This window comes from Flavobacterium ichthyis (assembly GCF_009915155.1).
In the GTDB taxonomy this organism is placed as follows: domain Bacteria; phylum Bacteroidota; class Bacteroidia; order Flavobacteriales; family Flavobacteriaceae; genus Flavobacterium; species Flavobacterium ichthyis.
Genome location: NZ_JAABLM010000001.1, coordinates 48,911 through 72,044 on the forward strand (window position 1 = coordinate 48,911; position 23,134 = coordinate 72,044).

A 23,134-nucleotide genomic window follows, 5' to 3' on the forward strand; every position below is an offset into this window, starting at 1 on the left:
TAAATTTGTAATAAATCCATGCCAAAATAAATGAGCGAAAAAATTCTGGTTATAGACGACGATGTTTCTTTCTGCATAATGCTGAAAACTTTTTTGCAAAAAAAAGGGTTTGATGTTACAAACGCTTTTAATGCAAAAGATGCTCAAATAGAAATAAGCAACCAAAATTTCTCAGTGGTTCTTACCGACATTCGTCTCCCAGACAGTGATGGTTTGGAAATTTTAAAATTTGTTAAGCAAAATTCTCAAAAAACACAAGTTATTTTAATGACCGGTTACACGGATATTAAAACTGCTGTAAATGCGATGAAAATTGGAGCTTTCGATTATGTAGGAAAACCTATTAATCCTGACGAAATTTTGCATACCATTAAGCAATCTCTTAAAAATAAGGCAGAAAACATTCCCGGCGAAACCGCAAATAAGATCACTTCCAGTCCAAAAAATATTGACGCTTTCGTAAAAGGTATTAGTGCTTCGTCAGGAAAACTTCACGAATATATCTCGCTTGTGTCGCCAACTAATATGTCGGTTTTAATTATGGGCGATAGCGGAACCGGAAAAGAATATATTGCTCATACAATTCACATCCAAAGCAAACGTGCCGAAAAACCTTTCATCGCTGTAGATTGTGGAGCGATACCCAAGGAATTGGCTTCTAGCGAATTTTTTGGTCACTTAAAGGGTTCGTTTACCGGCGCCATTAATGATAAAATCGGGCATTTTGAAGCAGCCAATGGCGGAACGCTTTTTTTAGACGAAGTAGGAAATTTAACTTACGAAGTTCAGGTACAATTACTTCGTGCTTTGCAGGAAAGAAAAGTAAAACCTGTGGGAAGCAACCACGAAATTAAAGTTGATATTAGGGTAATTGCCGCCACAAATGAGGACTTAGCTGAAGCGGTAAAAAACGGAGAATTTCGTGAGGATTTATACCATCGGTTGAATGAATTTAGCATTCAAGCGCCAAAATTAAGCGAAAGAAAAACGGACATCATGGTTTTTGCGCATCATTTTTTAGAGTTAGCAAATACAGATTTAGAAAAAAACATTCAAGGATTTGATAGCGAAGTAAGTGAATTGTTCCTTAATTACGATTGGCCAGGAAACCTTCGCGAAATGAAAAATACTGTAAAAAGAGCCGTACTTTTAACCCAAACTGAAACAATTTCAGTAGCCGTTTTACCGACTGAAATGACGCAAACTCAACCGAGTCAAAATATTGCTTTTACCAAAGAAAATGAGGAAGAAATTATTAGAAAAGCGCTTCATCAAGTAAATTATAACAAAAGTAAAGCTGCAAAATTATTGAACATCGACAGAAAAACGCTTTACAATAAATTGAAATTATATAGCATTGACCTTTAATTGTTGCCGTATTCTTTCTTTATTGCGATTTCCAGTTCGTCTAATTTCTTGAAAATATTTTGCAGATATTCCTTTGTATTCAATTTAGAAATTGGAAAAGATTGGTCTTCAATCGGTTCAAGTAAATCGGAAATTTCGTAAACTTCCATTTGTTTTAGCATAGGAATCATTTTGTGGGCAATTTCAGACATTCTTTGTAGGTCGCTCATTTGAAAAGCCGCCATCAGTTCCGTTTTATTTACTGCCACACTTTCGAAAAATGTATTTAAAATTAATCGTAAAGATGCTTCATCATTTTGTGTAAACTGATTCAAACTCTTTAAATCGAACATTTTTGCTGATGCTTTTATAGTTTGAAATTGTTCCGATGTGATTAATTTTTCGCCGGAAAAAACTTTTTCCATCAACTGTAGCAGCAATTCTAACTGCAAAGGCTTTGAATGAAAAGCGGTAAATCCTTTGCTTAAAAAATCATCTGCTGTTAGATTTCTTTTTCCCGAAAGGGCAATTACCGGAACTTCTGAAACCTGCTTGTTTTTGTGTAAACGAATTAATTTTACCAGTTCAAATCCATCTAAATTTGGCATTTGAATATCGGTTAAAATCAAATCGAATTTTTCGTATTGAAGCAAATTGATAACTTTCCCGGCATCGATTAAAGTGATGATTTGACAAGAATATTTTGAAAAAATTTCCTGCATTAGCGAAAGTTGCATTGCATCATCATCTACAATCAATATTTTTTTGTCCACTAAAAAAGGATACTCCTGATTAGTAACCTGTGATTCGATCTTTTCCGATGGATTTTCCGAAGCAATGGCGGGAATAATTACCGTAAAAATCGAACCTTGGTTTTCTTGACTGTCCACCGAAATTTTTCCGTCAAGCAGGCGAAGCATTTTTTTAGCAATAGTTAACCCCAATCCGGTTCCACCAAATTTTTTCTCAATCCCGTCATGAGCTTGGGTAAATTCTTTAAAAACCGCTTTTTGTTTTTCTTTGGCAATTCCAATTCCGGTATCGATTACCGAAACAATAATTTTGTCACTTTCTTTTCTCGCCAATACTTCAACCGATCCTTCCTGGGTAAATTTTATTGCATTTGAAATAAGATTTGTAAAAATTTGTTTCAACCGATAAGGATCAGAAATATATAAAGAATCGAGTTTTTCATCAATATCCCAATTGAGTTCAATTCCTTTATTTTCGGCATTGGGTTCCAAAGGTTTGCAAGTACTCAGAATTAATTCTTTAAAGTTAAAACTCACTTTGTCAATGGAAATTCGGTTGTTTTCGAGTTTCGAAAAATCGACTAAATCATTCACCAACCGAATAATATAGTTTGAAGAATGTTTGATGTTTTCCAAATACTGCAATTGTTTTGGGTTGATTTCAGTTTTTTTAAGCAAATCTGTAAAACCAACCACGCTTCCCAAAGGCGTTTGAATATCATGGGTTACCGTAGCCAAAAGCATGGTTTTGCTTCGTAACAAATCTTCTTTTTCGGCATTTAAAACCTCAAGCTGATCTCGATAACGCTGGTTGATACTCACATCGCGAATGATAATCCAAGCAAATAAAATTAGTAAAAAAAGTGAAATAGCACCAACCCAAGCAATGGTTTTCATGGTGTTGTCAATGGTTTTTTGCGACTCCACGATTTTGGAATAAGACTTGTCGAGAATTTGTTTTTCGAGTTGTGACAAAACCACCCGAAGCTGATCAGAAATAACACGGTTTTCTTCTAAAACTTTTTGTTCTTTTTTAAAAAGCTGATTTCGCAATTTATTTTCCCGAACCACCACTTTTGTAATTTGGTTAACGAAAGCAATGGTTAATGAGTCATTTGAAAGCGGTAATTTGCTTAACGAGTCAATTTGCTTCTGCGTAAGAACATCACGCAAGAAACCTTGAAATTGTCGGGAATCGGAAATTTTTACGGGTTTGATTTGCGCCACCATGGAATCTTTTGTGGCATAAATTCGGCGACTTGCTCTTTCAAAAGGTGCTTCTTTTTCGTATTCTTTTCTAAAACGAATTACTTCTGTTAGACTTCGTTTTTTGCGTTGCAAAAGCATTTGAATGGTGTCCAGTTTGCCTAATTGTTCGGCATCCATTTCTGTTTTAATGGCTTCAATTTCACCACTTACGCTATCCACCATTTTAAGGTAAACGGCATGATCTTTTGTTGAACCTGTTAAAATAGAATTTCTTCCAGCAGATTCTGAAGCGTATAAATTGGCAATTGCATTACTGATTTTAATGATTTTTTGGTTTCCGGTGGTAGCAGTAGTATCGGGTTTGGCAATTTTTAAAATTTCGGTGTAAACGAACCAAATGGAAAATACTGCCAAAATAAATAGCAATAGATACCCAAGAATAACTTTACCTTTTAATGCTCGAGATTTGTGTCTCATGAGCTAAAGATAATATTTAAAGTTGAAAATGTAAAAATTTAGTTTCAGGTTTAAAGTTTTTGAATCTGAAACTTGAAGTTTTTGAAACAGTAAGAAGTTAAGGTTAATTAATGTTTTTACTGTTAAGTGTAAAACGTGTAACCTGAAACTTTAAACTTTAAACATTTTTCCAAAACTTTCCAAAAGTGCGGAAAGATTTTCCAATAGCCCCGTCCCGAAGCTTCGGGAGAAGCGGAAATCCTTTTTGTCAATTACCTGGATGAAAATCCGTGGAATTGATAAAAAGATTGAAGCGAAAAGCGGGAATTTCCTTTGCTGAAAATGCCTGACCTTTCGCTCCAAAAAAATATATTTTTAAGAAGTGATTCCTCGAGAAATTACAATGCGTTGAATTTCTGAAGTTCCCTCATAAATCTGTGTAATTTTAGCATCGCGCATCATGCGTTCTACGTGATATTCGCGAACGTAACCGTTTCCGCCATGAATTTGAACTGCCTCGATAGTGGTATCCATAGCAGTTTGCGAAGCAAAAAGTTTTGCCATTGCGCCAGAAACTGAAATGTCTTGACCAGCATCTTTTTCGGTGGCAGCTTTCAGGCATAACAATTCGGCGGCAGTAATATTGACGGCCATATCTGCTAATTTGAAGGCAATCGCTTGATGTTTATTGATTTCTTTTCCAAACGCTTTTCTCTCCTTGGAATATTGGAGTGCTAATTCGTAAGCTCCGGCAGCAATTCCTAACGCTTGAGAAGCAATCCCTATCCTTCCACCATTTAAAACAGCCATGGCAAAATTAAAGCCGAATCCATCAGCACCAATTCTGTTTTCTTTCGGCACTTTAACATCTGTAAACATTAGAGAATGTGTGTCGCTTCCGCGAATTCCCATTTTTTGTTCTTTCGGACCAATTTCAAATCCAGCCCAACCTTTTTCTACAATAAAAGCGTTGATTCCTTTGTGGCCTTTTTCAATATCAGTTTGCGCAATTACGATATAAGTGGAAGCTGTTGCTCCATTTGTAATCCAGTTTTTTGTTCCGTTTAACAAATAATAATCACCTTTATCGATAGCGGTTGTTTTTTGCGAAGTGGCATCACTTCCCGCTTCTGGCTCCGAAAGACAGAAAGCTCCAATGACTTCGCCTTTGGCTAACGGTACTAAATATTTTTGTTTTTGTTCTTCACTGGCAAATTTTTCTAAACCTGCACAAACCAATGAATTATTTACTGACATCACTACTGCTGCAGAAGCGTCAATTTTAGCAATTTCTTTCATCGCCAAAACATAAGAAACACTATCTAATCCGGCTCCTCCATATTTAGGATCTACCATCATTCCGAGGAAACCTAAATCAGCCATCATTTTTATCTGTTCAGTAGGAAATTTAGAGTGTTCGTCACGTTCAATAACTCCAGGTAATAATTCCGCTTGCGCAAAATCTCTTGCAGCTTGCTGAATCATCAAATGTTCTTCCGTAAATTTGAAATCCATAAAATTATATTGTTTTGTTTTTGTTTTATTCAATTTAGTGGTCAAATGTAGCTATTAAATATCAATTTTTCAATAAGATTGCCTAATTTTGGCGGTATGATTGAAGAAAACTATAACGTTATCGGAATAATGTCGGGAACTTCGTTAGACGGCATTGATTTGGCCCGAATAATTTTTAAAATTTCAGGCGAAAAATGGACTTTCGAGATTCATGAAACCGAGACGATAAGTTATCCTTCCTGTTGGTTACAAAGGTTGAAAAACGCCATTAATTTTAATGGCGAAGAATTATTCCAACTCAATGTGGAATACACCGCTTTTTTGGGGAAAATTATTAATGGTTTTATCAAAAAAAATAAATTAGAAAACCTCGATGCCGTTTGTTCTCACGGTCACACGATTTTGCATCAACCACAAAACGGATTGACACTTCAAATTGGGAATTTACCACAAATTGCCAAAATAATTCAGCAAAAAGTTGTTTGTGATTTTCGGGTACAAGACGTTGAATTGGGTGGTCAAGGTGCTCCTTTAGTTCCTATTGGCGATAAAATTTTATTTACTGATTATGATTTTTGTTTGAATTTAGGCGGATTTTCGAATGTTTCTTTTGAAGAAAATCAGCAACGAATTGCGTTTGACATTTCTCCGGTAAATACGGTTTTAAATTTTTATGCCGAAAAATTAGGTTTTGCTTATGACGATGAAGGAAAAATTGCCCGAACCGGAAAGATTTCAAATGAATTATTATCAAAATTAAATGCACTTGAATTTTACCAAAAACCGTTTCCGAAATCCCTTGGTTTTGAATTTGTAAAAACTGAAATTTTGCCGCTAATGGAAACTTTCCCGATTACGGATGAAGACAAATTAGCCACTTTTGTTGAACATATCGCTATGCAAACGGCTTCGGCTTTGCCTAAAAAATCGGGAAAAACATTAGTTACCGGTGGTGGTGCTTACAATCTTTTTTTAATGGAAAAAATGCAATTTCACCTTCCAAAAATGACTTTTGAAATACCTATCGATAAAATGATTCAATACAAAGAAGCGTTGATTTTTGCTTTGCTTGGCGTTTTGAAATTACGCAATGAAAACAATGTGCTTGCAAGTGTAACCGGAGCCAAACAAAATCATAGTTCGGGGAAAATTTTCACGCCTTAAAACCTTTTTTTAAACAACAACTAAAAACTATATTTGCAAAAATTTACATTAATACTACGCAACAAAATATGAAAGATTTACTCAAAAAATTTGAAAATAAACAACCCGAAATTATTTTTAACTGGAAAGACGCCGAAACTGAAGCGGAAGGCTGGACAGTAATTAATTCTCTCCGAGGTGGTGCCGCTGGTGGTGGAACTCGAATGAGAAAAGGATTAGACATGAACGAAGTGTTGTCTTTGGCAAAAACCATGGAAGTAAAATTTTCGGTTTCCGGACCAGCAATTGGTGGCGCAAAATCGGGAATTAATTTCGACCCAAATGACCCGAGAAAAGAAGGCGTTTTGAAAAGATGGTACAAAGCTGTTTCACCTTTATTAAAAAGTTATTATGGAACCGGAGGCGATTTAAACGTAGATGAAATTCACGAAGTGATCCCAATGACAGAAGAATGTGGCGTTTGGCATCCACAAGAAGGTGTTTTTAATGGACATTTTAAACCTACAGAAGCGGACAAAATTAACAGAATTGGACAATTGCGTCAAGGTGTGGTAAAAGTAATTGAAAACCCAATTTATTCTCCGGACGTCAACCGCAAATACACCGTTGCCGATATGATTACCGGATTTGGCGTTGCAGAAGCCGTACGTCATTTTTACGATATTTATGGCGGAAGCATCAAAGGTAAAAAAGCCATTGTGCAAGGATTTGGAAACGTAGGTTCTGCAGCGGCTTATTATTTAGCCAATTCTGGTGCGAAAGTAGTAGGAATCATCGACCGTGACGGTGGTGTGATCAACGAAAATGGTTTTTCTTTTGAAGAAATCAGAAATTTATTTTTAAACAAAAATGGAAACCAGTTGGTAGCAGAAAACATGATTCCGTTTACAGAAATTAACGAAAAAATCTGGTCGATTGGCGCAGAAATTTTTACACCTTGTGCAGCTTCGAGACTGGTTACAAAAGAGCAACTTGACAAAATGCAAAAGGCTGGATTAGAAGTAATTTCGTGTGGAGCCAATGTCCCTTTTGCTGACAAAGAAATTTTCTTCGGACCCATTATGGAAGCCACCGACAAAGAAGTGAGTTTAATTCCAGATTTTATTTCTAATTGTGGAATGGCACGCGTTTTCGCCTATTTTATGGAGAAAAAAGTGCAAATGACCGACGAGGCAATCTTCAACGATACATCTGAAACCATTAAAAATGCAATCCAAAAAGCCCACGCCAAAAATGCTGACAAGAAAAATATCAGTGCAACTGCATTTGAAATTGCATTGAAACAATTAGTGTAATTATTTTTCTTTTTGAGAAAAACAATTAAATTCGCTTAAAATCGTTATTCAAAAAAACACTTTTAATTTTTATGCTAAATCTAATTCAGGCAGATACTACTTCGGTAGCCAACCCAGAAGCATTAACGGATGTTCCTGCGGAAAAAACACTTTCAATTTGGGAATTAATCACAAGCGGCGGGATTGGTGGTAACATCATTATGCTCGCCATTGGCATCATGCTTTTTGTGGCACTTTACATTTATTTTGAAAGGTTGATGGTGATTAACGCTTCTTCTAAAATTGATCCTAATTTTATGAGTAGAATCCGCGAAAACATCATTACCGGAAGATTAGATGCCGCCAAGATGCTTTGTGCACAAACGCAATCGCCAGTATCAAGATTAATTTCGAAAGGAATTTCCAGAATTGGAAGACCTTTAGACGACATCAATACAGCCATTGAAAATGCCGGAAAATTAGAAATTAACAAGTTAGAAAAAAACGTGAGCGTTTTAGCCACCATTTCTGGAGCAGCACCAATGCTTGGATTTCTTGGTACGGTTTTGGGAATGATTTTAGCGTTTCACAAAATGGCTTCAGGTGGCGGACAAATTGAAGTGGGTGCTTTGGCCGAAGGAATTTATACCGCAATGACCACAACCGTTGCTGGATTAGTCGTGGGAATTATTGCCTACATCGGTTACAACCATTTGGTGGTTCGAACTGATAAAGTGGTATATCAAATGGAAGCCAATGCGGTAGATTTCCTTGATTTGTTGAACGAACCAACCTAAAAAATTATGAATTTTAGAGGAAGAAATAGGGTTTCGCCTGAATTTAATATGGCTTCAATGACCGATTTGGTTTTTTTGTTGCTGATATTTTTCATGCTAACCTCAACAATGGTAACGACTAACGCGCTCGATTTGGTTTTGCCGAAAGCGAAAGGAAAAACCGACAATAATAAAAGTATTTCGGTAAGCATCGATAAAGATTTGAATTTTTTTATTGACAAAGAACCCGTGGCTGAAGCAGAATTGGAAAGCAGATTGCTCGGAATTTTCACCAACAATCCGGAAAAATCTTTGGTTTTAAGAGCGGAAGAAGGCGTGCCAATCGAAAAAGCAGTGAGCGTTTTAGACATTGCCAACCGAAATCAAATAAAAGTAGTTTTGGCAGTTCGACCTAAATAAAAGTCAAAATACGGTATGAAATATTTAGAAACAGACGAAGAAAAAAAATCATTTGCCATTAGCAGCGCAATTATCATTGTGTTGCTATTGCTGTTTATTTTTTTCGGATTAACCTATCTCGATCCACCACCCGAAAATGGAATTGCCGTTAATTTTGGTAATACTGAAATGGGATCGGGCGATAACATAACTAGTACCGAAACCGTAAAATCGGCTCCACAACCGGCTACTTCACAACCTGTTCCAGACGACGAAGAATTGGCCACACAAGATATTGAAGATGCTCCGGTAGTGAAAGAAACCAAAAAACCAACCAAAAAACCGGTGGAACAACCCGTGAAACAAACGCCTTCAAAATCGACATCGGATGCGCTTTCAAGTTTGTTAAACGGTCCAAAATCTGACGGAAAAAATACCCAAGGCGAAGGCGATGATGACGTTCCCGGAAATAAAGGACAATTGAACGGAAGTCCTTACGCCAACTCTTATTATGGTGCTGGAACCGGAAAATCCGGAAGCGGTTGGGGATTAAACGGACGAAAATTAAGCAACAGCGGGAAAGAAGTTCAAAAATGTAATGAATCTGGAACCGTTGTGGTGCAAATTACCGTAAACCGTAGCGGAAATGTGATTGCCGCACAATACACAAAAGGAACGACCAACACCAATCCTTGCTTGGTAGAACCTGCTTTGGCAACTGCCAGAAAATACCGTTGGCAACCCGATTCTAACGCTCCAGAAACACAAATTGGCTTTATTGTAGTCAACTTTAAATTAGGAGAATAATTTTTTTTTGCTATGAATTATTCCGAAACCCTGAATTGGATGTTCAGCCAATTGCCCATGTACCAAAAACAAGGCGCTTCTGCATACAAAGCAGATTTGAGCAATACACTTTTATTGGCAAAACATTTAAATTATCCCGAAAAAAAAATCAAAACCATACACGTTGGCGGCACTAATGGCAAGGGTTCGACTTCGCATCTTTTGGCATCGATTTTTCAGGAAGCCGGATACAAAACCGGACTTTACACTTCGCCACATCTCAAAGATTACGGTGAAAGAATTAAAATTAACGGCATCGATATTCCAGAGGAATTTGTGGTCCATTTTATCAATGCTAACAAAAAGTTTTTTGAAGAAAATCAGTTGAGTTTTTTTGAAATGACGGTAGGTTTGGCGTTTGATTATTTTCGTCAGGAAAACGTTGACATTGCCATTATCGAAGTCGGTTTGGGCGGAAGATTAGATTCTACCAATATCATCCAGCCGATGGTTTCCGTGATTACCAACATCGGGATGGATCATGTGCAATTTTTAGGCGATACTTTAGCGAAAATTGCTTCAGAAAAAGCCGGGATTATCAAAGCCAAAACGCCTGTTGTCATTGGTGAATACCTTCAGGAAACCCAACCTGTTTTCACAGAAAAAGCCCTTGAAATGCAGTCTGAAATTTATTTTGCTTCAGATGAAATTCAGGAAACTTACCCTTCTACTCTACTTGGTGATTACCAAATTCACAATAAAAAAACGGTTTTGCAAACCATCAGAATCATTCAATCGCAAGGTGAATTTTTTATTTCCGAAAAAAATATAAAAGATGGTTTTTGGAAAGTCATCGAAAATACTGGATTGCAAGGTCGTTGGCAACAATTGGGCGAAAATCCGAGAATTATTTGCGATACCGCTCACAACAAACACGGCCTGGAAATTGTGATGAAGCAAATTCAGCGAGAAGATTTTGCGCAATTGCATATCGTTTTGGGAATGGTAAACGACAAAAATCCCCACGATGTGTTGCCACTTTTTCCCAAAAATGCTATTTTTTATTTTTGTCAACCCAATATTCCACGAGCAATGCCTGCCGAAGAATTGAAGCAAAAAGCACACGTTTTTGGATTGATTGGTAATGCATATCATTCAGTAACAGAAGCTTACCAAGCTGCAAAAAATAATGCCGCTAAAACCGACTTTATTTACATTGGAGGAAGCACCTTTGTAGTAGCCGAAATTTTGTAATTTTTTAAAATAAATATTTGCAGATATAAAAAAAGCGCCTATATTTGCACTCGCAATCAGGAAATATTTTGGTTGTAACCCGAAAGGGCGATTAGCTCAGCTGGTTCAGAGCACCTCGTTTACACCGAGGGGGTCGGGGGTTCGAACCCCTCATCGCCCACAAAATTGTTAGAAACGCTTCAGGAAACTGAGGCGTTTTTTTGTTTTAAAAAGATTGTTGTTCGAACTCCTTTCCGAAGCTTCGGAACCCACAAAAATTATTAAAAACGCTTCAGGAAACTGAGCTATATTTTCGTTAATAAAAAAAAATTAGCATCTCATATTAAATCGAAGATTTAAAATATTATATATAACCAGTACACTTGAACCAGACAGAGCCTAAGAACTAGGTCTTGACGAACCTATGTTAATAAAAATAGCTTAGGAGAGTACAGGATATCGACATTAAGAATGCAGTTACACCAACTCCAAAACCCTTTCCAATGCCATTCCTCTTGAGCCTTTGATGAGCATGGTTTTATGTTGTGCTTTTGTTTGGGCAAATGCTTCCGCAAAAGTTTCAAAGGTTTCAAAAAAGTGCATGAAATCGGTTTGAATTTTATTGGCATAAAAATCCTTCCCTACAAAATACGTTTGCACGTCGCTTTGGTTTTTGAGCAAATCCACGATGTTTTTGTGTTCGGCGAGGCTTTCGGTACCCAATTCAAACATATCGCCTAAAACCGCAATTTTATTAGTTTTATCGAGTTCCAAAAAGTTTTTAATAGCCACTTCCATACTACTTGGATTCGCGTTGTAAGCGTCTAAAATTATTTCATTGGTCTTTTTATGCAACAATTGCGAACGGTTATTATCCGGAACATAAGTTTCAAGCGCTTCTTTGATTTGTTCATCCGCAATTTTAAAATATCGCCCGATTGTAACAGCGACATTAATGTTATTGGCGTTGTAAATTCCAATCAGATTGCTGTTTACGACTTGACCATCAAAAGTAATTTTCACAAAAGGATTGGCTTCAACCGACTTAATTTTCACCGAAGCCTCGTCATTTGTCAAACTAAAAGTAATGCGTAAATTATCTTTCGTTTTCTCCACCTGAATGGCATCGTCTAAATTGACAAAAGCAAATTTATCGTGTTTCCGAAGATAATCATACATTTCACTTTTGCCTTTAATCACGCCTTCGGTTCCACCGAAACCTTCCAAATGCGCTTTTCCGAAATTGGTGATATACCCAAAATCAGGTTGGGCTAATTCACACAAAAACTGAATTTCTTTTTGGTGGTTGGCTCCCATTTCTACAATCCCAATTTCCGTTTCTTCATTAAACGACAATAAAGTTAGCGGTACCCCAATATGGTTATTTAAATTTCCAACGGTCGCTTTTACGTTGTATTTTTTTTGCAAAACGACATTAATCAATTCTTTCGTGGTGGTTTTTCCGTTGCTTCCGGTTAGGGCAATAATGGGCAATTTTAAATAATTGCGGTGAAAAGTTGCCAATTCCTGCAAAGCCGTCAACGAATCTTTTACGAGAATCGTTCTTTCATCTACAAAATATTTTTCATTGTCAATAATTACGTAAGACGCGCCTTTTTCCAACGCTTCTTTGGCAAATGTATTGGCATCGAACCTTTCGCCTTTGATGGCAAAAAACATAACCTGTGAAGTTATTTTCCGAGTATCCGTAGAAACTGCGGCACATTCTAAAAATTTTTGATGAATTTGATTGATTTCCATAAAAGCGTTGTAAGAGTTTACAAAAAAACAAAAGCCCTTTCAAAAATGAAAGGGCTTTTGTAAAAAATATTCAGAAATTAATTTCTTGCTTTTTTCTTGTCAGATTTTGGACCTACTCTCGACATTGCACATCTAAATCCAATGTAGTCTGTAGCCATATCTTGCGGGAAGTATCTTCTTTGTGCAGGATCTAACCAGTACGCTCTATCTCTCCAAGAACCACCTTTGTAAACACGAACGTTATCGTCAATTAAAGTTGTTCTTTTTGAAGATTTATCAAATCTTCTTACCATGTTTCCTAAACTATCTGTAGAAACATTATGTTTTGGAGAATCGTACATACGTTTGTCGTCTGCTAATTTCTCTCCTTCTTCAGCGCTTCCAAAATCGTAATAACGAGTGGATTGTTTATCACCATCTCTGTAGTTACGGTTGTCAGACTTGTCAAAGTTTTGACGTAGGTAGGTTTCTCTTTCGTCAATTGGCACTTGAGCAATTTGCCCAGGGAAATTTCTTGCGATAATTCTACCGTTAGATAAAGTATCGTAAGCAATGTTTTCAGTTGTTACGATTTCCACTTTTCCGTCTTCACCAATTTTATTTTTCATATAAACGTTACCTCTGTAGTAGTTGAAGTCGTTTGCTTCATCATCAACAATCGGACGATAAACATCGGCAACCCATTCTGCCACGTTTCCTGCCATATCATACAATCCAAAATCATTTGGTGGATAATATTTTACGTATTGGGTAATGTCAGCTCCATCATCAGACCAACCTGCGATTCCGCCGTAATCTCCTTTTCCTTGCTTGAAGTTAGCCAATTGGTCTCCACGCATTTTTCTTTTTCCAGAACGTGTGTAATTTCCTTTCCAAGGATATTTTTTTTGACCTCTATAAAGGTTGTATTCACGGTTTCCGATATCGGCTGCTGCTGCATATTCCCATTCTGCTTCAGTTGGAAGTCTGTATTCTGGCAAAATAATTCCGGAAGTTCTTTGAGCATAAAGGTTGGTGCTGTCTTTAGAAGCTCTTCCTCTTTTGCCTTTTAGAACAATTTCTTCGTTACCTCCGTAAGTTTTGGTTGGAGCATTGATATAAGTTTCTGTGCTGAAAGTATTTTCACCTTTTGCTTCAGTAATTTTAGCATCACGCTTTAAATAACCTTCGCGTTCTAAAACATTTTCGTTTACACGGTCAGTTCTCCATTTGCTAAACTCAACTGCTTGAATCCAGTTTACCCCAACTACAGGATAATTAGCATAAGCAGGATGACGAAGATAGTTGTTAGTCATGGTTTCGTTATAACCTAAACGATCTCTCCAAACTAATGTATCTGGCAAAGCACCTTCGTAAATGTTAGCGTAATTTTCGTCATTTGGATCAAAAACTCTTTTAGTCCAATCCAAATATTCCATGTACATTAAATTGGTAACTTCAGTTTCGTCCATATAAAAGGATTGAACGTGTTGCTGATTTGGCGTATTGTTCCAATCGTGCATCACATCATCCTGAACTTTACCCATTGTAAACGTTCCTCCTTCAACCAAAACAAGCCCTGGAGCAGTTTCTTGCTTTTTGAACTTAGAATTGTACTGAAAACCACCCTTCTTGTCATTAATTTTCCAACCCGTGGCAGAGGAGGTGTTTTTTGAACTGGAACTCTTGCTACAACTTGAGAAACCAGCAACTAATGCCAAACCAAGCACTAGCTTAAAAGTCATAATTTTGTTTACTTTCATACTTTCAGTAGGTAATAAATTTCGTGGCGCAATATAATAATTAACCATTAAATTGCAATACAAAATTATAATTTAATTAAAAACTAATTTTTTGTTAACAGGATAAAGTGATAACGCAAATTTATTGACTTTATTGTTCCTAATTTTAAGTTAAAGAATTATTTTTGAATTTCGTAATAAATATACACGCTTTGCGTTATTCATTGTGATGAAAAACTTTCTTTCTATACTTTTTCTGATTTTGTTTCAGCATTCATTTTCGCAATCGCTGACGAATGTTCAGTTGAAATGGGTGGACAATCAAGGACTTTCCTCCGAAGCATTTAAGCTTAATGTTCCCGTTTTTAATTCAAATAATTATCTTTTCGACTACGACAAAAATGCCATTTGGTACGTTTCCAAAATCAATACCGATGGTTTTGTAGATGAAAATTCACTTCAAATTACCAATGTCAGCTATCAAGATGTAAGTATTGCCACTTTAGGTGATTTGAATTTAAAAAATATTCCTGAAAATTTTTCGGCAAAAATTGAAAATGTCATCAATAGCGAATCCCCAAAAGCAGTTTTAAAACTTTCTCCAATTATTAAGGTAGGAAGTAGTTTCAAACGCATGATTTCATTTTCTTATTCCTTTTCGCTTACGCAAAATAAAAGCATGCAAACCACTTTTGCCACCAATGCCGTTTACAATTCTGTTTTAGCTTCAGGCGAATGGTTTCGATTTTATGTTGAAAAATCAGGCGTTTATAAAATTTCGAGAAGTTTTTTGCAAAGTTTAGGCATGAACCTGAATAACGTGAATCCGCAAAATATTAAAATTTATGGCAATGGTGGTAGAATGTTACCGCTTTTGAACGCCACACCTTACCCAGAAGATTTAGCAGAAAATGCCATTTTTGTTTCCGGAGAAAATGACGGTTCGTTCGACAGTAGTGATTATATTTTATTTTATGCCGAAGGTACAGATCTTTACAATAGCGAAAGTCTCACGCACAAAAATTTATATGCAGATCGCTCCTATTATTATGTCACAACTGTTGGCGGAACCGGAAAACGAATTCAAAACATGCCGGAAATCGTTGGAAATCCAACCACCGTTTTAAACAATTTCGACGATTACCAATACCACGAAATAGACCGTATTAACATCGCAAGATTAGGAAGAAGATGGTTTGGAGAAGCGTTTAACATTGAAAACCAACAAGATTATGAATTTAATTTTCCTATAATTGATGTGTCAGTTCCTGCTACGGTAACGATTAAAGCCGCTGCTTCAGGATTTATCACTACTAATATGACAGCAAACGCCAATAATCAATCGATTGGAACTTTAAATTTTAGCCCGTCAACTGATTCTAATTTAGCAAATGAATCCACTTTGATTAACAACAATGTTAACATTTCAGAAAACACCACAATTTCCCTTACTTACAATAACAATGGCGTTCCAAGCGCAAACGCCTATTTAGATTATATTTCTATTTCCGCCAAAAGTTTGCTTCGTGGACACAACAAGCAATTTCCGTTTACTTATAATAATGCCGCTTTTTTGACCGGAATTGCCGAATACCAATTTTCTAACGCCAGCGGCATTTCGCAGATTTGGGACATTACCGATATTTATAATGTTACCAAAACCGAAAATGCTGGCAACAACCAATTTTCGTTTAAAGCCAATTTGGGTGAAACCCGAAAGTACATTGCTGTTGACCCAACCGATTATTTTTCACCATTAAAAGAATCGCAATCTCGAGTAGCCAATCAAAATTTAAAAGGCACGATTTTTCGGAATGCGCAAAATGCTTTTCAGGATGTTGATTATTTAATTATCACACATCCTAATCTGGTTTCACAAGCCGAAAGATTGGCTGATTTTCACCGTGGAAATTCAAATTTAAGGGTAAAAGTAGTTTCGACAGATGTCATTTACGAAGAATTTTCTTCAGGAAAACAAGACATTGGTGCCATTAGAAATTTTGCTAAATATGTTTACCAAAATGCCTCAACTCCTACTAATCGATTGAAATACATCAATCTTTTTGGCGATGCTTCTTTTGACTATAAAAACAGAATTCCGAACAATACGAATATTGTTCCGATATTCGAAACCTACTCGAGTTTTTCTCTTGGAGGTTCATTTATGACCGATGATTTTTATGCCATGTACGATCCACAAGAAGGACAAATGAATAACAGTTCACACACGATGGAAGTTGCCGTGGGAAGAATGTTGGTTAGTAATTCGGTTCAAGCGCAACAAATGGTGAACAAAGTGATTGAATACCACAGTGAAGAAGCATACGGAAAGTGGCGTAATAATTTTGTTTTAATTTCCGATGATGTTGATGAAGCTTGGGAAGCTTCGTTGCAACGTGACCTAGATTTATTAGGTGATCAGGTTGCTGCTGAAAAACCTTTTATCAACATTAAAAAAATTCATACGGACGCGTACGTACAAAGTTCTTCTTCAGGTGGACAACGTTATCCAAAAGCCAAAGAGGATATTATTTCGGAATTTGAGCAAGGTGCTTTAGTGTTTAATTATTTTGGCCATGGTGGCGAAGATGGTTTGGCAAAAGAAAGAATTTTTGAAAGAAGCACTGCTACAACTTTAAATAATCGTTATAAATACCCCCTTTTTGTAACAATCACTTGCGAATTTACAAGATTTGACAATCCGTACAAACAAACCGGAGGCGAAGAAACGTACTGGAATCCTGCTGGTGGCGCCATTTCTTTGGTAACCACAACGAGACAAATTGACGTCAATACCGGAAAAAATATTAACATTGCATTTCGAGATGAACTTTTTGGTTTTGGAACAAACGCTTACGTTTCCATTGCCGAAGCGCTTCGTCGTGCCAAAAATAATTACAGTAACCAAGTGTTGATGGTTTCCTACATTGGGGATCCAGCAATAAAATTGGCAATTCCAAAACCAACCATCGTATTGACAAAAATTAATGACGAACCAATTGCTTCTTCAACTATAGTTTTAAACGCTTTAAGCAAAATTAAACTTTCCGGAGAAGTTCGCGACGAAAACGGTACTAATTTACTTAATAGTTACAATGGTGAACTTTCGGTTAATATTTTTGATAAAAACGTGGAAAGAACCACATTCGGAAACGATGGCGTAACGGATTCGAATGGATTAATTACAATGGATTTTACGCTTTTAGGCGAAACTATATTCAGAGGAAACGCCTCGGTTGCCAATGGTTTATTCGATATTTCTTTCGTAGTTCCAAGAGATATCACAATTCCTGTTGGGAATGGACGCGTTAGTTTTTACGCCAAAAAAAATAATCCGCTTGAAGACCAAACAGGTTACAACACCGAAATTAAAATTGGGGGAATCAACGCCAATGCAACAGCCGACAACATTGGACCAACCGTACGATTGTACATGAACGATGAAACTTTTATTTCAGGCGGCATTACTAACGAATCTCCTTTTTTCCTGGCTTTTTTAGAAGACGAGAACGGAATTAACACCGCAAGTGGAATTGGCCACGACATCATTGCGATTTTAGATGGTGACGAAAACAACCCATACATTTTAAATGATTATTACGAAACCGAACTCGACGATTATACTAAAGGTAAAGTAAGATTTCCATTTAGGAATCTTGCTCCAGGATTACATACCATCACTTTTAAAGCTTGGGATGTTTACAACAATCCTGTAATTGCAGAAATACAATTTATTGTCGTTGGTGATGATACCGTTACGTTAAAAAATGTTTTAAATTATCCAAATCCATTTGTTAATTACACCCAATTTTGGTTTACCCATAATCGACCGTACGAACCGTTAGATGTTCAGGTTCAAATATTTACCATTACCGGAAAAATTGTAAAAACCATCAATCAAGTGGTCAATACTGAAGGCTTTTTGTCAAGAGAAATTACTTGGGATGGCTTGGATGATTTTGGAGATAAGATCGGCAAAGGCGTTTACGTTTATAAACTTACCGTGAAATCAAACCTCTCGAATAAAAAGACAGAAAAAATCGAGAAACTTGTAATCCTTTAATAAAATATTATATTTGTTGAATTAATTTATACTCAAGAATGAAAAAAACCGCACTATTAATCCTCTCAATCCTCGGAATTAGCGCTGTTCAGGCACAAGTTGACCAAAACAGCAGAGTGATCACCACAGGTGTTCCTTTCTTATTAATTTCGGGAGATGCAAGATCCGCAGGTATGGGAGATATTGGAGTTTCATCGGCTCCAGATGCTTATTCGCAGCAACACAATCCCGCAAAATATGCGTTCTCTTTAGACAAACAAGGATTTTCGTTAAGCTATACGCCATATTTACCTGATTTGGTAAATGATATCTCTCTAAGCCAACTAACTTATTTTAATCGAATAAGCGAACGTAGTGCTTTTGCCGGAAGTTTGCGTTATTTTAGTTTAGGGGTAATTGAATTTAGAAACGACCCTGAAGAAACAGCCTTGGAAGTAAACCCAAGTGAATTTGCCGTTGACCTTTCTTATTCATTGAGAATTGACGAAAGATTTGCCATGTCGGTTGCGGGACGTTACATTCGCTCTAACCTAAGATTGGCACAATTAAATAATGATGCTTCTGCAGCAAGTTCATTTGCCGTTGATATTTCAGGCTTTTACCAATCTGAAGAAATTGCGTATGACGATTTTAACGGAAGATGGAAAGCAGGTTTTAACTTTCAAAACTTAGGTCCAAAAATTAATTACGATTTAGATGAATCAGATGCAGGATCTAACTTCTTGCCTTCGAATTTAAAATTAGGAGGAGGTTTTGATTTCATTTTTGATGAATATAACAAAGTTTCCGTTTTGGCTGAAGTCAATAAGTTGTTAGTTCCAACACCTCCAGCCCTAACTGACGTAAATGGTGATGGTGAAATTGACAGCGAAGATCAAGCACAATTAAACCGTGATTACCGTTCAATAGGCTGGACCGAAGGAATTTTCAAATCTTTCGGAGATGCTCCAGATGGATTTAGTGAAGAATTAAAAGAATTTACTTGGGCTTTAGGAGCCGAATATTGGTACCAGGATTCATTTGCTGTTAGAGCAGGATATTTTAATGAAAGTGAAGAAAAAGGAGCCAGAAAATTTTTCTCTCTAGGAGCTGGTTTCAAATATAATATTGTAAAACTTGATGTTTCTTATTTGTTCTCTGCTTCAAAAGTGAGAAATCCACTAGAAAACACTTTGCGTTTCTCATTAAGCTTTGCTTTTGGAGATCAATACGACGAATATTAAAATTTCTATAAAAACAAAAAAATCCAAATTGCTTTCAGTAGTAATTTGGATTTTTTTTCCGCTATACTTTTATGAAAGAAATCAACATTACAACCAAATTTTTGGTTTACGATTCTAAAACTGAATTGCCTCAAGATGTCGTTCCTTTAATGAATGACGCCATCGAAATTAGAAAAAAAGCCTATGCTCCTTATTCAAAATTTAGAGTAGGTGCCGCTATTTTGTTAGACAACGGAAAAATTGTTTTAGGTTCCAATCAAGAAAGTGCTGCTTATCCCTCCGGACTTTGTGCAGAACGCGTTGCCATTTTTCAGGCTGGAGCTATTTATCCCGATTCGAAAATTTTAAAAATTGCGATTTCGGCTACTTCAGATGAAAAACCCGTAACTTCACCTATTCCACCATGTGGCGCTTGCCGTCAATCCATTTCGGAATACGAATTCAAGCAAAAAGAACCAATCGAAATTTATTTTATGGGCGAAGAAGGCGAAGTTTACAAAAGCGAATCACTTAAAAATTTACTGCCTTTTTTATTTGACAAAGACTATTTGTAAAATTTACCAAAAATTAATTAATTCGTTTCGCTCCTAAAGCGGAATATGTTATTTTTGCATTCCGACAACTCGGAACGCATGCGTGTTAGCTTTTGAAAAAATTAAAATCTAGTAATGTTTTGCCAAAAAATAACGCCTTCACCTAACGATTAGCTTAAAGAACAATGAAAGAAATTACAAAAGAAGTTTACCTGAAGTGGTACGAAGACATGCTCCTTTGGAGAAAATTTGAAGACAAATTGGCCGCTTTATATATTCAGCAGAAAGTAAGAGGTTTTCTTCACTTATATAATGGTCAAGAAGCCGTATTGGCTGGTGCTTTGCACGCGATGGACTTATCTAAAGATAAAATGATTACCGCTTATAGAAACCACGTTCAACCAATTGGTATGGGTGTTGATCCAAAAGCTGTAATGGCAGAATTGTTAGGTAAAGTTACCGGAACGTCAAAAGGAATGGGTGGTTCCATGCATATTTTTTCTAAAGAGAAAGGATTTTACGGCGGTCACGGAATTGTAGGTGCTCAAATTCCTGTTGGTGCCGGAATTGCTTTCGCCGATAAATATTTCGAAACTGGCGGTGTTACCTTAACCTATTTTGGTGATGGTGCGGCTCGTCAAGGATCTTTACACGAAGCGTTTAATATGGCGATGTTATGGAAACTCCCAGTTGTTTTTATCGTAGAAAATAATGGTTATGCAATGGGAACTTCGGTTGAAAGAACCGCCAACCATACTGATATTTGGAAATTAGGTTTAGGATACGAAATGCCTTGCGGACCTGTTGACGGAATGAATCCTGTAAAAGTTGCCGAAGCCATGCATGAAGCAATGGAAAGAGCAAGACGTGGTGACGGACCAACTTTCCTTGAAATGAAAACGTACCGCTATAGAGGTCACTCAATGTCTGACGCTCAATTGTATCGTTCAAAAGAAGAAGTGGAAGAATACAAAAAAATTGACCCAATCACGCAAGTTTTAGATATCATCAAAGAAAAAAACTATGCTACCGAAGCAGAAATTGAAACCATTGATGAACGCGTAAAAGATTTGGTGGAAGAATGTGCAAAATTTGCAGAAGAATCTCCATTTCCAGAGGTACAACAATTATACGACGTTGTTTACGAACAAGAAAATTATCCATTTATACCACATAAATTATAATCAAAATGGCTGTAAAAATCACAATGCCTCGCTTGAGCGATACCATGACTGAAGGAACTGTAGCAACTTGGTTAAAAAAAGTGGGCGATCAAGTAAAAGAAGGAGATATTCTTGCCGAAATTGAAACTGACAAAGCCACAATGGAATTTGAAGCTTTTGATGCCGGAACACTACTTCACATCGGGATTCAAGAAGGAGAATCTGCTCCAGTAGATTCACTTTTAGCTGTAATTGGTAAGGAAGGCGAAGATATTTCTGATATTATTGGCGGAAAAGAATCTTCTACTGATAAAAAAGAAGAACCAAAACAAGAACCAAAATCTGAGGATTCTGAAGAGAAATCCGAAGAGAAATCAGACGATAAAAAAGAAGAAAAAGCGTCCTCAGCAGAACTTCCAAAAGGAGTTGTAGTGGTAACAATGCCACGTTTGAGCGACACTATGACAGAAGGAACTGTGGCGACTTGGTTAAAAAAAGTAGGCGATAAAGTTTCTGAAGGAGATATTTTAGCCGAAATCGAAACTGATAAAGCAACGATGGAATTTGAATCTTTCAATTCTGGAACTTTATTGGAAATTGGTATCAAAGAAGGCGAATCTGCTCCAGTTGACAGCGTTTTAGCCATCATCGGTCCGGAAGGAACTGATGTTTCCGGAATTGCTGCTCATCATGGTAAAGGTGGAAGCGCTTCGGCAGAAAAAAAATCGGAAACAAAAGAAGAAAAATCTGAGCCAAAAGCTGAAACTAAATCAGAAGAAAAATCAGAGGCAAAAGAAGATTCTAAAACAGAGGAAACAGTTGCAGACGGTAAAAGAATTTTTATTTCTCCATTAGCGAAAAAAATCGCAGAAGAGAAAAAGATCAATATTTCCCAGGTGAAAGGCACAGGTGAAAACGGACGAATCGTGAAAAGCGACATCGAAAACTTCAAGCCTGAAGCTAATAAAACGGAAGCTCCTGCAAAAGCAGAAGGCGAAAAAGCGGCTGTAAAACCATTTGTTCCAGCTGGAGAAACTCATGCTGAAGAAGTGAAAAATTCACAAATGCGTAAAGTAATTGCCAAACGACTTTCTGAATCTAAATTTACAGCTCCACATTATTACCTCACAATTGAAGTAACTATGGACGATGCGATGGCTTCTAGAAATGTGATCAACTCGCTTCCAGATACCAAAGTTTCGTTTAACGACATGGTCATCAAAGCTTGTGCAATGGCGTTGAAAAAACATCCAAAAGTAAATTCGCAGTGGAAAGACGATGTTACGGTAATCAATCACCACGTAAATATTGGCGTTGCTGTTGCTGTTGAAGATGGCTTGGTTGTTCCGGTTTTAAAATTTGCCGATCAACTTTCGCTTACGCAAATTGATGCAAGCGTAAAAGATGTTGCCGGAAGAGCGAAAAACAAAAAAATCCAACCTGCTGAAATGGAAGGAAGCACTTTCACGGTTTCTAACTTGGGAATGTTTGGTATTACTGAATTTACTTCAATCATCAACCAACCCAATTCTGCAATTCTTTCCGTTGGAGCGATTGTTGAAAAACCGGTGGTGAAGAACGGTCAAATTGTAGTAGGAAATACCATGACAGTAACTTTAGCATGCGATCATAGAACGGTTGACGGCGCTACTGGAGCTCAATTCCTACAAACCTTGAAACAATATTTAGAAAATCCAGTAACGATGCTGGCTTAATCTAAATTTTTATAAAAAAATCCCGTCAAACTTACACATTGACG

16 protein-coding genes and 1 tRNA gene are annotated in these 23,134 nt (G+C 36.8%); 13 read left to right on the forward strand and 4 right to left on the reverse strand.

Going from position 1 to position 23,134, the window contains the following annotated elements:
- Positions 1–30 precede the first annotated feature (30 nt).
- Positions 31–1,368: a sigma-54-dependent transcriptional regulator gene (locus tag GV828_RS00220; protein WP_166535461.1), complete on the forward strand. Its 1,338-nt coding sequence runs from the start codon at positions 31–33 to the stop codon at positions 1,366–1,368.
- Here the strand turns inward: GV828_RS00220 and GV828_RS00225 are convergent.
- Both GV828_RS00225 and GV828_RS00230 read right to left on the reverse strand, forming a co-directional pair.
- Positions 1,365–3,785, reverse strand: coding sequence for a hybrid sensor histidine kinase/response regulator (locus GV828_RS00225; protein WP_166535462.1), 2,421 nt, complete (start codon positions 3,783–3,785; stop codon positions 1,365–1,367). The two genes, GV828_RS00220 and GV828_RS00225, sit on opposite strands and share 4 nt — an antisense overlap.
- 354 nt (positions 3,786–4,139) lie before the next feature.
- Positions 4,140–5,279, reverse strand: coding sequence for an acyl-CoA dehydrogenase family protein (locus tag GV828_RS00230; RefSeq protein ID WP_166535463.1), 1,140 nt, complete (start codon positions 5,277–5,279; stop codon positions 4,140–4,142).
- A 96-nt stretch (positions 5,280–5,375) separates the two neighbouring features.
- Here GV828_RS00230 and GV828_RS00235 point away from each other — a divergent pair, with 96 nt between their 5' ends.
- The 7 genes from GV828_RS00235 to GV828_RS00265 all read left to right on the forward strand — a co-directional run bounded on the left by GV828_RS00235 (position 5,376) and on the right by GV828_RS00265 (position 11,092).
- Complete coding sequence (locus tag GV828_RS00235; RefSeq protein ID WP_166535464.1) at positions 5,376–6,443, forward strand: anhydro-N-acetylmuramic acid kinase; 1,068 nt, start codon at positions 5,376–5,378, stop codon at positions 6,441–6,443.
- Positions 6,444–6,511: 68 nt separating this feature from the next.
- Positions 6,512–7,738 carry a Glu/Leu/Phe/Val dehydrogenase dimerization domain-containing protein gene (locus tag GV828_RS00240; RefSeq protein ID WP_166535465.1) on the forward strand — a complete coding sequence of 409 codons (1,227 nt, stop codon included), beginning with the start codon at positions 6,512–6,514 and terminating at the stop codon, positions 7,736–7,738.
- Between the two features lie 71 nt (positions 7,739–7,809).
- Positions 7,810–8,514 (forward strand): MotA/TolQ/ExbB proton channel family protein, encoded by a 705-nt coding sequence (locus tag GV828_RS00245; RefSeq protein ID WP_166535466.1) that lies wholly within the window; start codon positions 7,810–7,812, stop codon positions 8,512–8,514.
- Positions 8,515–8,520: 6 nt separating this feature from the next.
- A complete protein-coding gene (locus tag GV828_RS00250) occupies positions 8,521–8,913 on the forward strand; it encodes an ExbD/TolR family protein (protein WP_166535467.1) in 393 nt (130 codons plus the stop codon).
- Between the two features lie 15 nt (positions 8,914–8,928).
- Entirely contained in the window at positions 8,929–9,699 is a 771-nt protein-coding gene (locus tag GV828_RS00255) for an energy transducer TonB (RefSeq protein ID WP_166535468.1), read from the forward strand.
- Positions 9,700–9,711: 12 nt separating this feature from the next.
- Positions 9,712–10,932 (forward strand): bifunctional folylpolyglutamate synthase/dihydrofolate synthase, encoded by a 1,221-nt coding sequence (locus tag GV828_RS00260; protein ID WP_166535469.1) that lies wholly within the window; start codon positions 9,712–9,714, stop codon positions 10,930–10,932.
- 85 nt (positions 10,933–11,017) lie between these two features.
- Positions 11,018–11,092: transfer RNA gene (locus GV828_RS00265), tRNA-Val, on the forward strand.
- A 296-nt stretch (positions 11,093–11,388) separates the two neighbouring features.
- Here the strand turns inward: GV828_RS00265 and GV828_RS00270 are convergent.
- Both GV828_RS00270 and gldJ read right to left on the reverse strand, forming a co-directional pair.
- Positions 11,389–12,672, reverse strand: coding sequence for a UDP-N-acetylmuramoyl-tripeptide--D-alanyl-D-alanine ligase (locus tag GV828_RS00270; RefSeq protein ID WP_166535470.1), 1,284 nt, complete (start codon positions 12,670–12,672; stop codon positions 11,389–11,391).
- A 77-nt stretch (positions 12,673–12,749) separates the two neighbouring features.
- Entirely contained in the window at positions 12,750–14,414 is a 1,665-nt protein-coding gene (gene gldJ, locus GV828_RS00275) for a gliding motility lipoprotein GldJ (RefSeq protein ID WP_166535471.1), read from the reverse strand.
- Between the two features lie 208 nt (positions 14,415–14,622).
- On the opposite strand from gldJ, the gene porU reads away from it, so the two are divergent.
- The 5 genes from porU to GV828_RS00300 all read left to right on the forward strand — a co-directional run bounded on the left by porU (position 14,623) and on the right by GV828_RS00300 (position 23,090).
- Complete coding sequence (porU, locus tag GV828_RS00280) at positions 14,623–18,456, forward strand: type IX secretion system sortase PorU (RefSeq protein WP_166535472.1); 3,834 nt, start codon at positions 14,623–14,625, stop codon at positions 18,454–18,456.
- A gap of 38 nt (positions 18,457–18,494) precedes the next feature.
- Positions 18,495–19,679: a type IX secretion system outer membrane channel protein PorV gene (gene porV, locus GV828_RS00285; protein ID WP_166535473.1), complete on the forward strand. Its 1,185-nt coding sequence runs from the start codon at positions 18,495–18,497 to the stop codon at positions 19,677–19,679.
- 71 nt (positions 19,680–19,750) lie between these two features.
- A complete protein-coding gene (gene cdd / locus GV828_RS00290) occupies positions 19,751–20,233 on the forward strand; it encodes a cytidine deaminase (RefSeq protein ID WP_166535474.1) in 483 nt (160 codons plus the stop codon).
- 164 nt (positions 20,234–20,397) lie between these two features.
- Positions 20,398–21,396, forward strand: coding sequence for a pyruvate dehydrogenase (acetyl-transferring) E1 component subunit alpha (pdhA, locus tag GV828_RS00295; protein ID WP_166535475.1), 999 nt, complete (start codon positions 20,398–20,400; stop codon positions 21,394–21,396).
- A gap of 5 nt (positions 21,397–21,401) precedes the next feature.
- On the forward strand, positions 21,402–23,090 hold the full coding sequence (locus GV828_RS00300) for a pyruvate dehydrogenase complex dihydrolipoamide acetyltransferase (protein WP_166535476.1): 1,689 nt from the start codon (positions 21,402–21,404) through the stop codon (positions 23,088–23,090).
- Positions 23,091–23,134 lie beyond the last annotated feature (44 nt).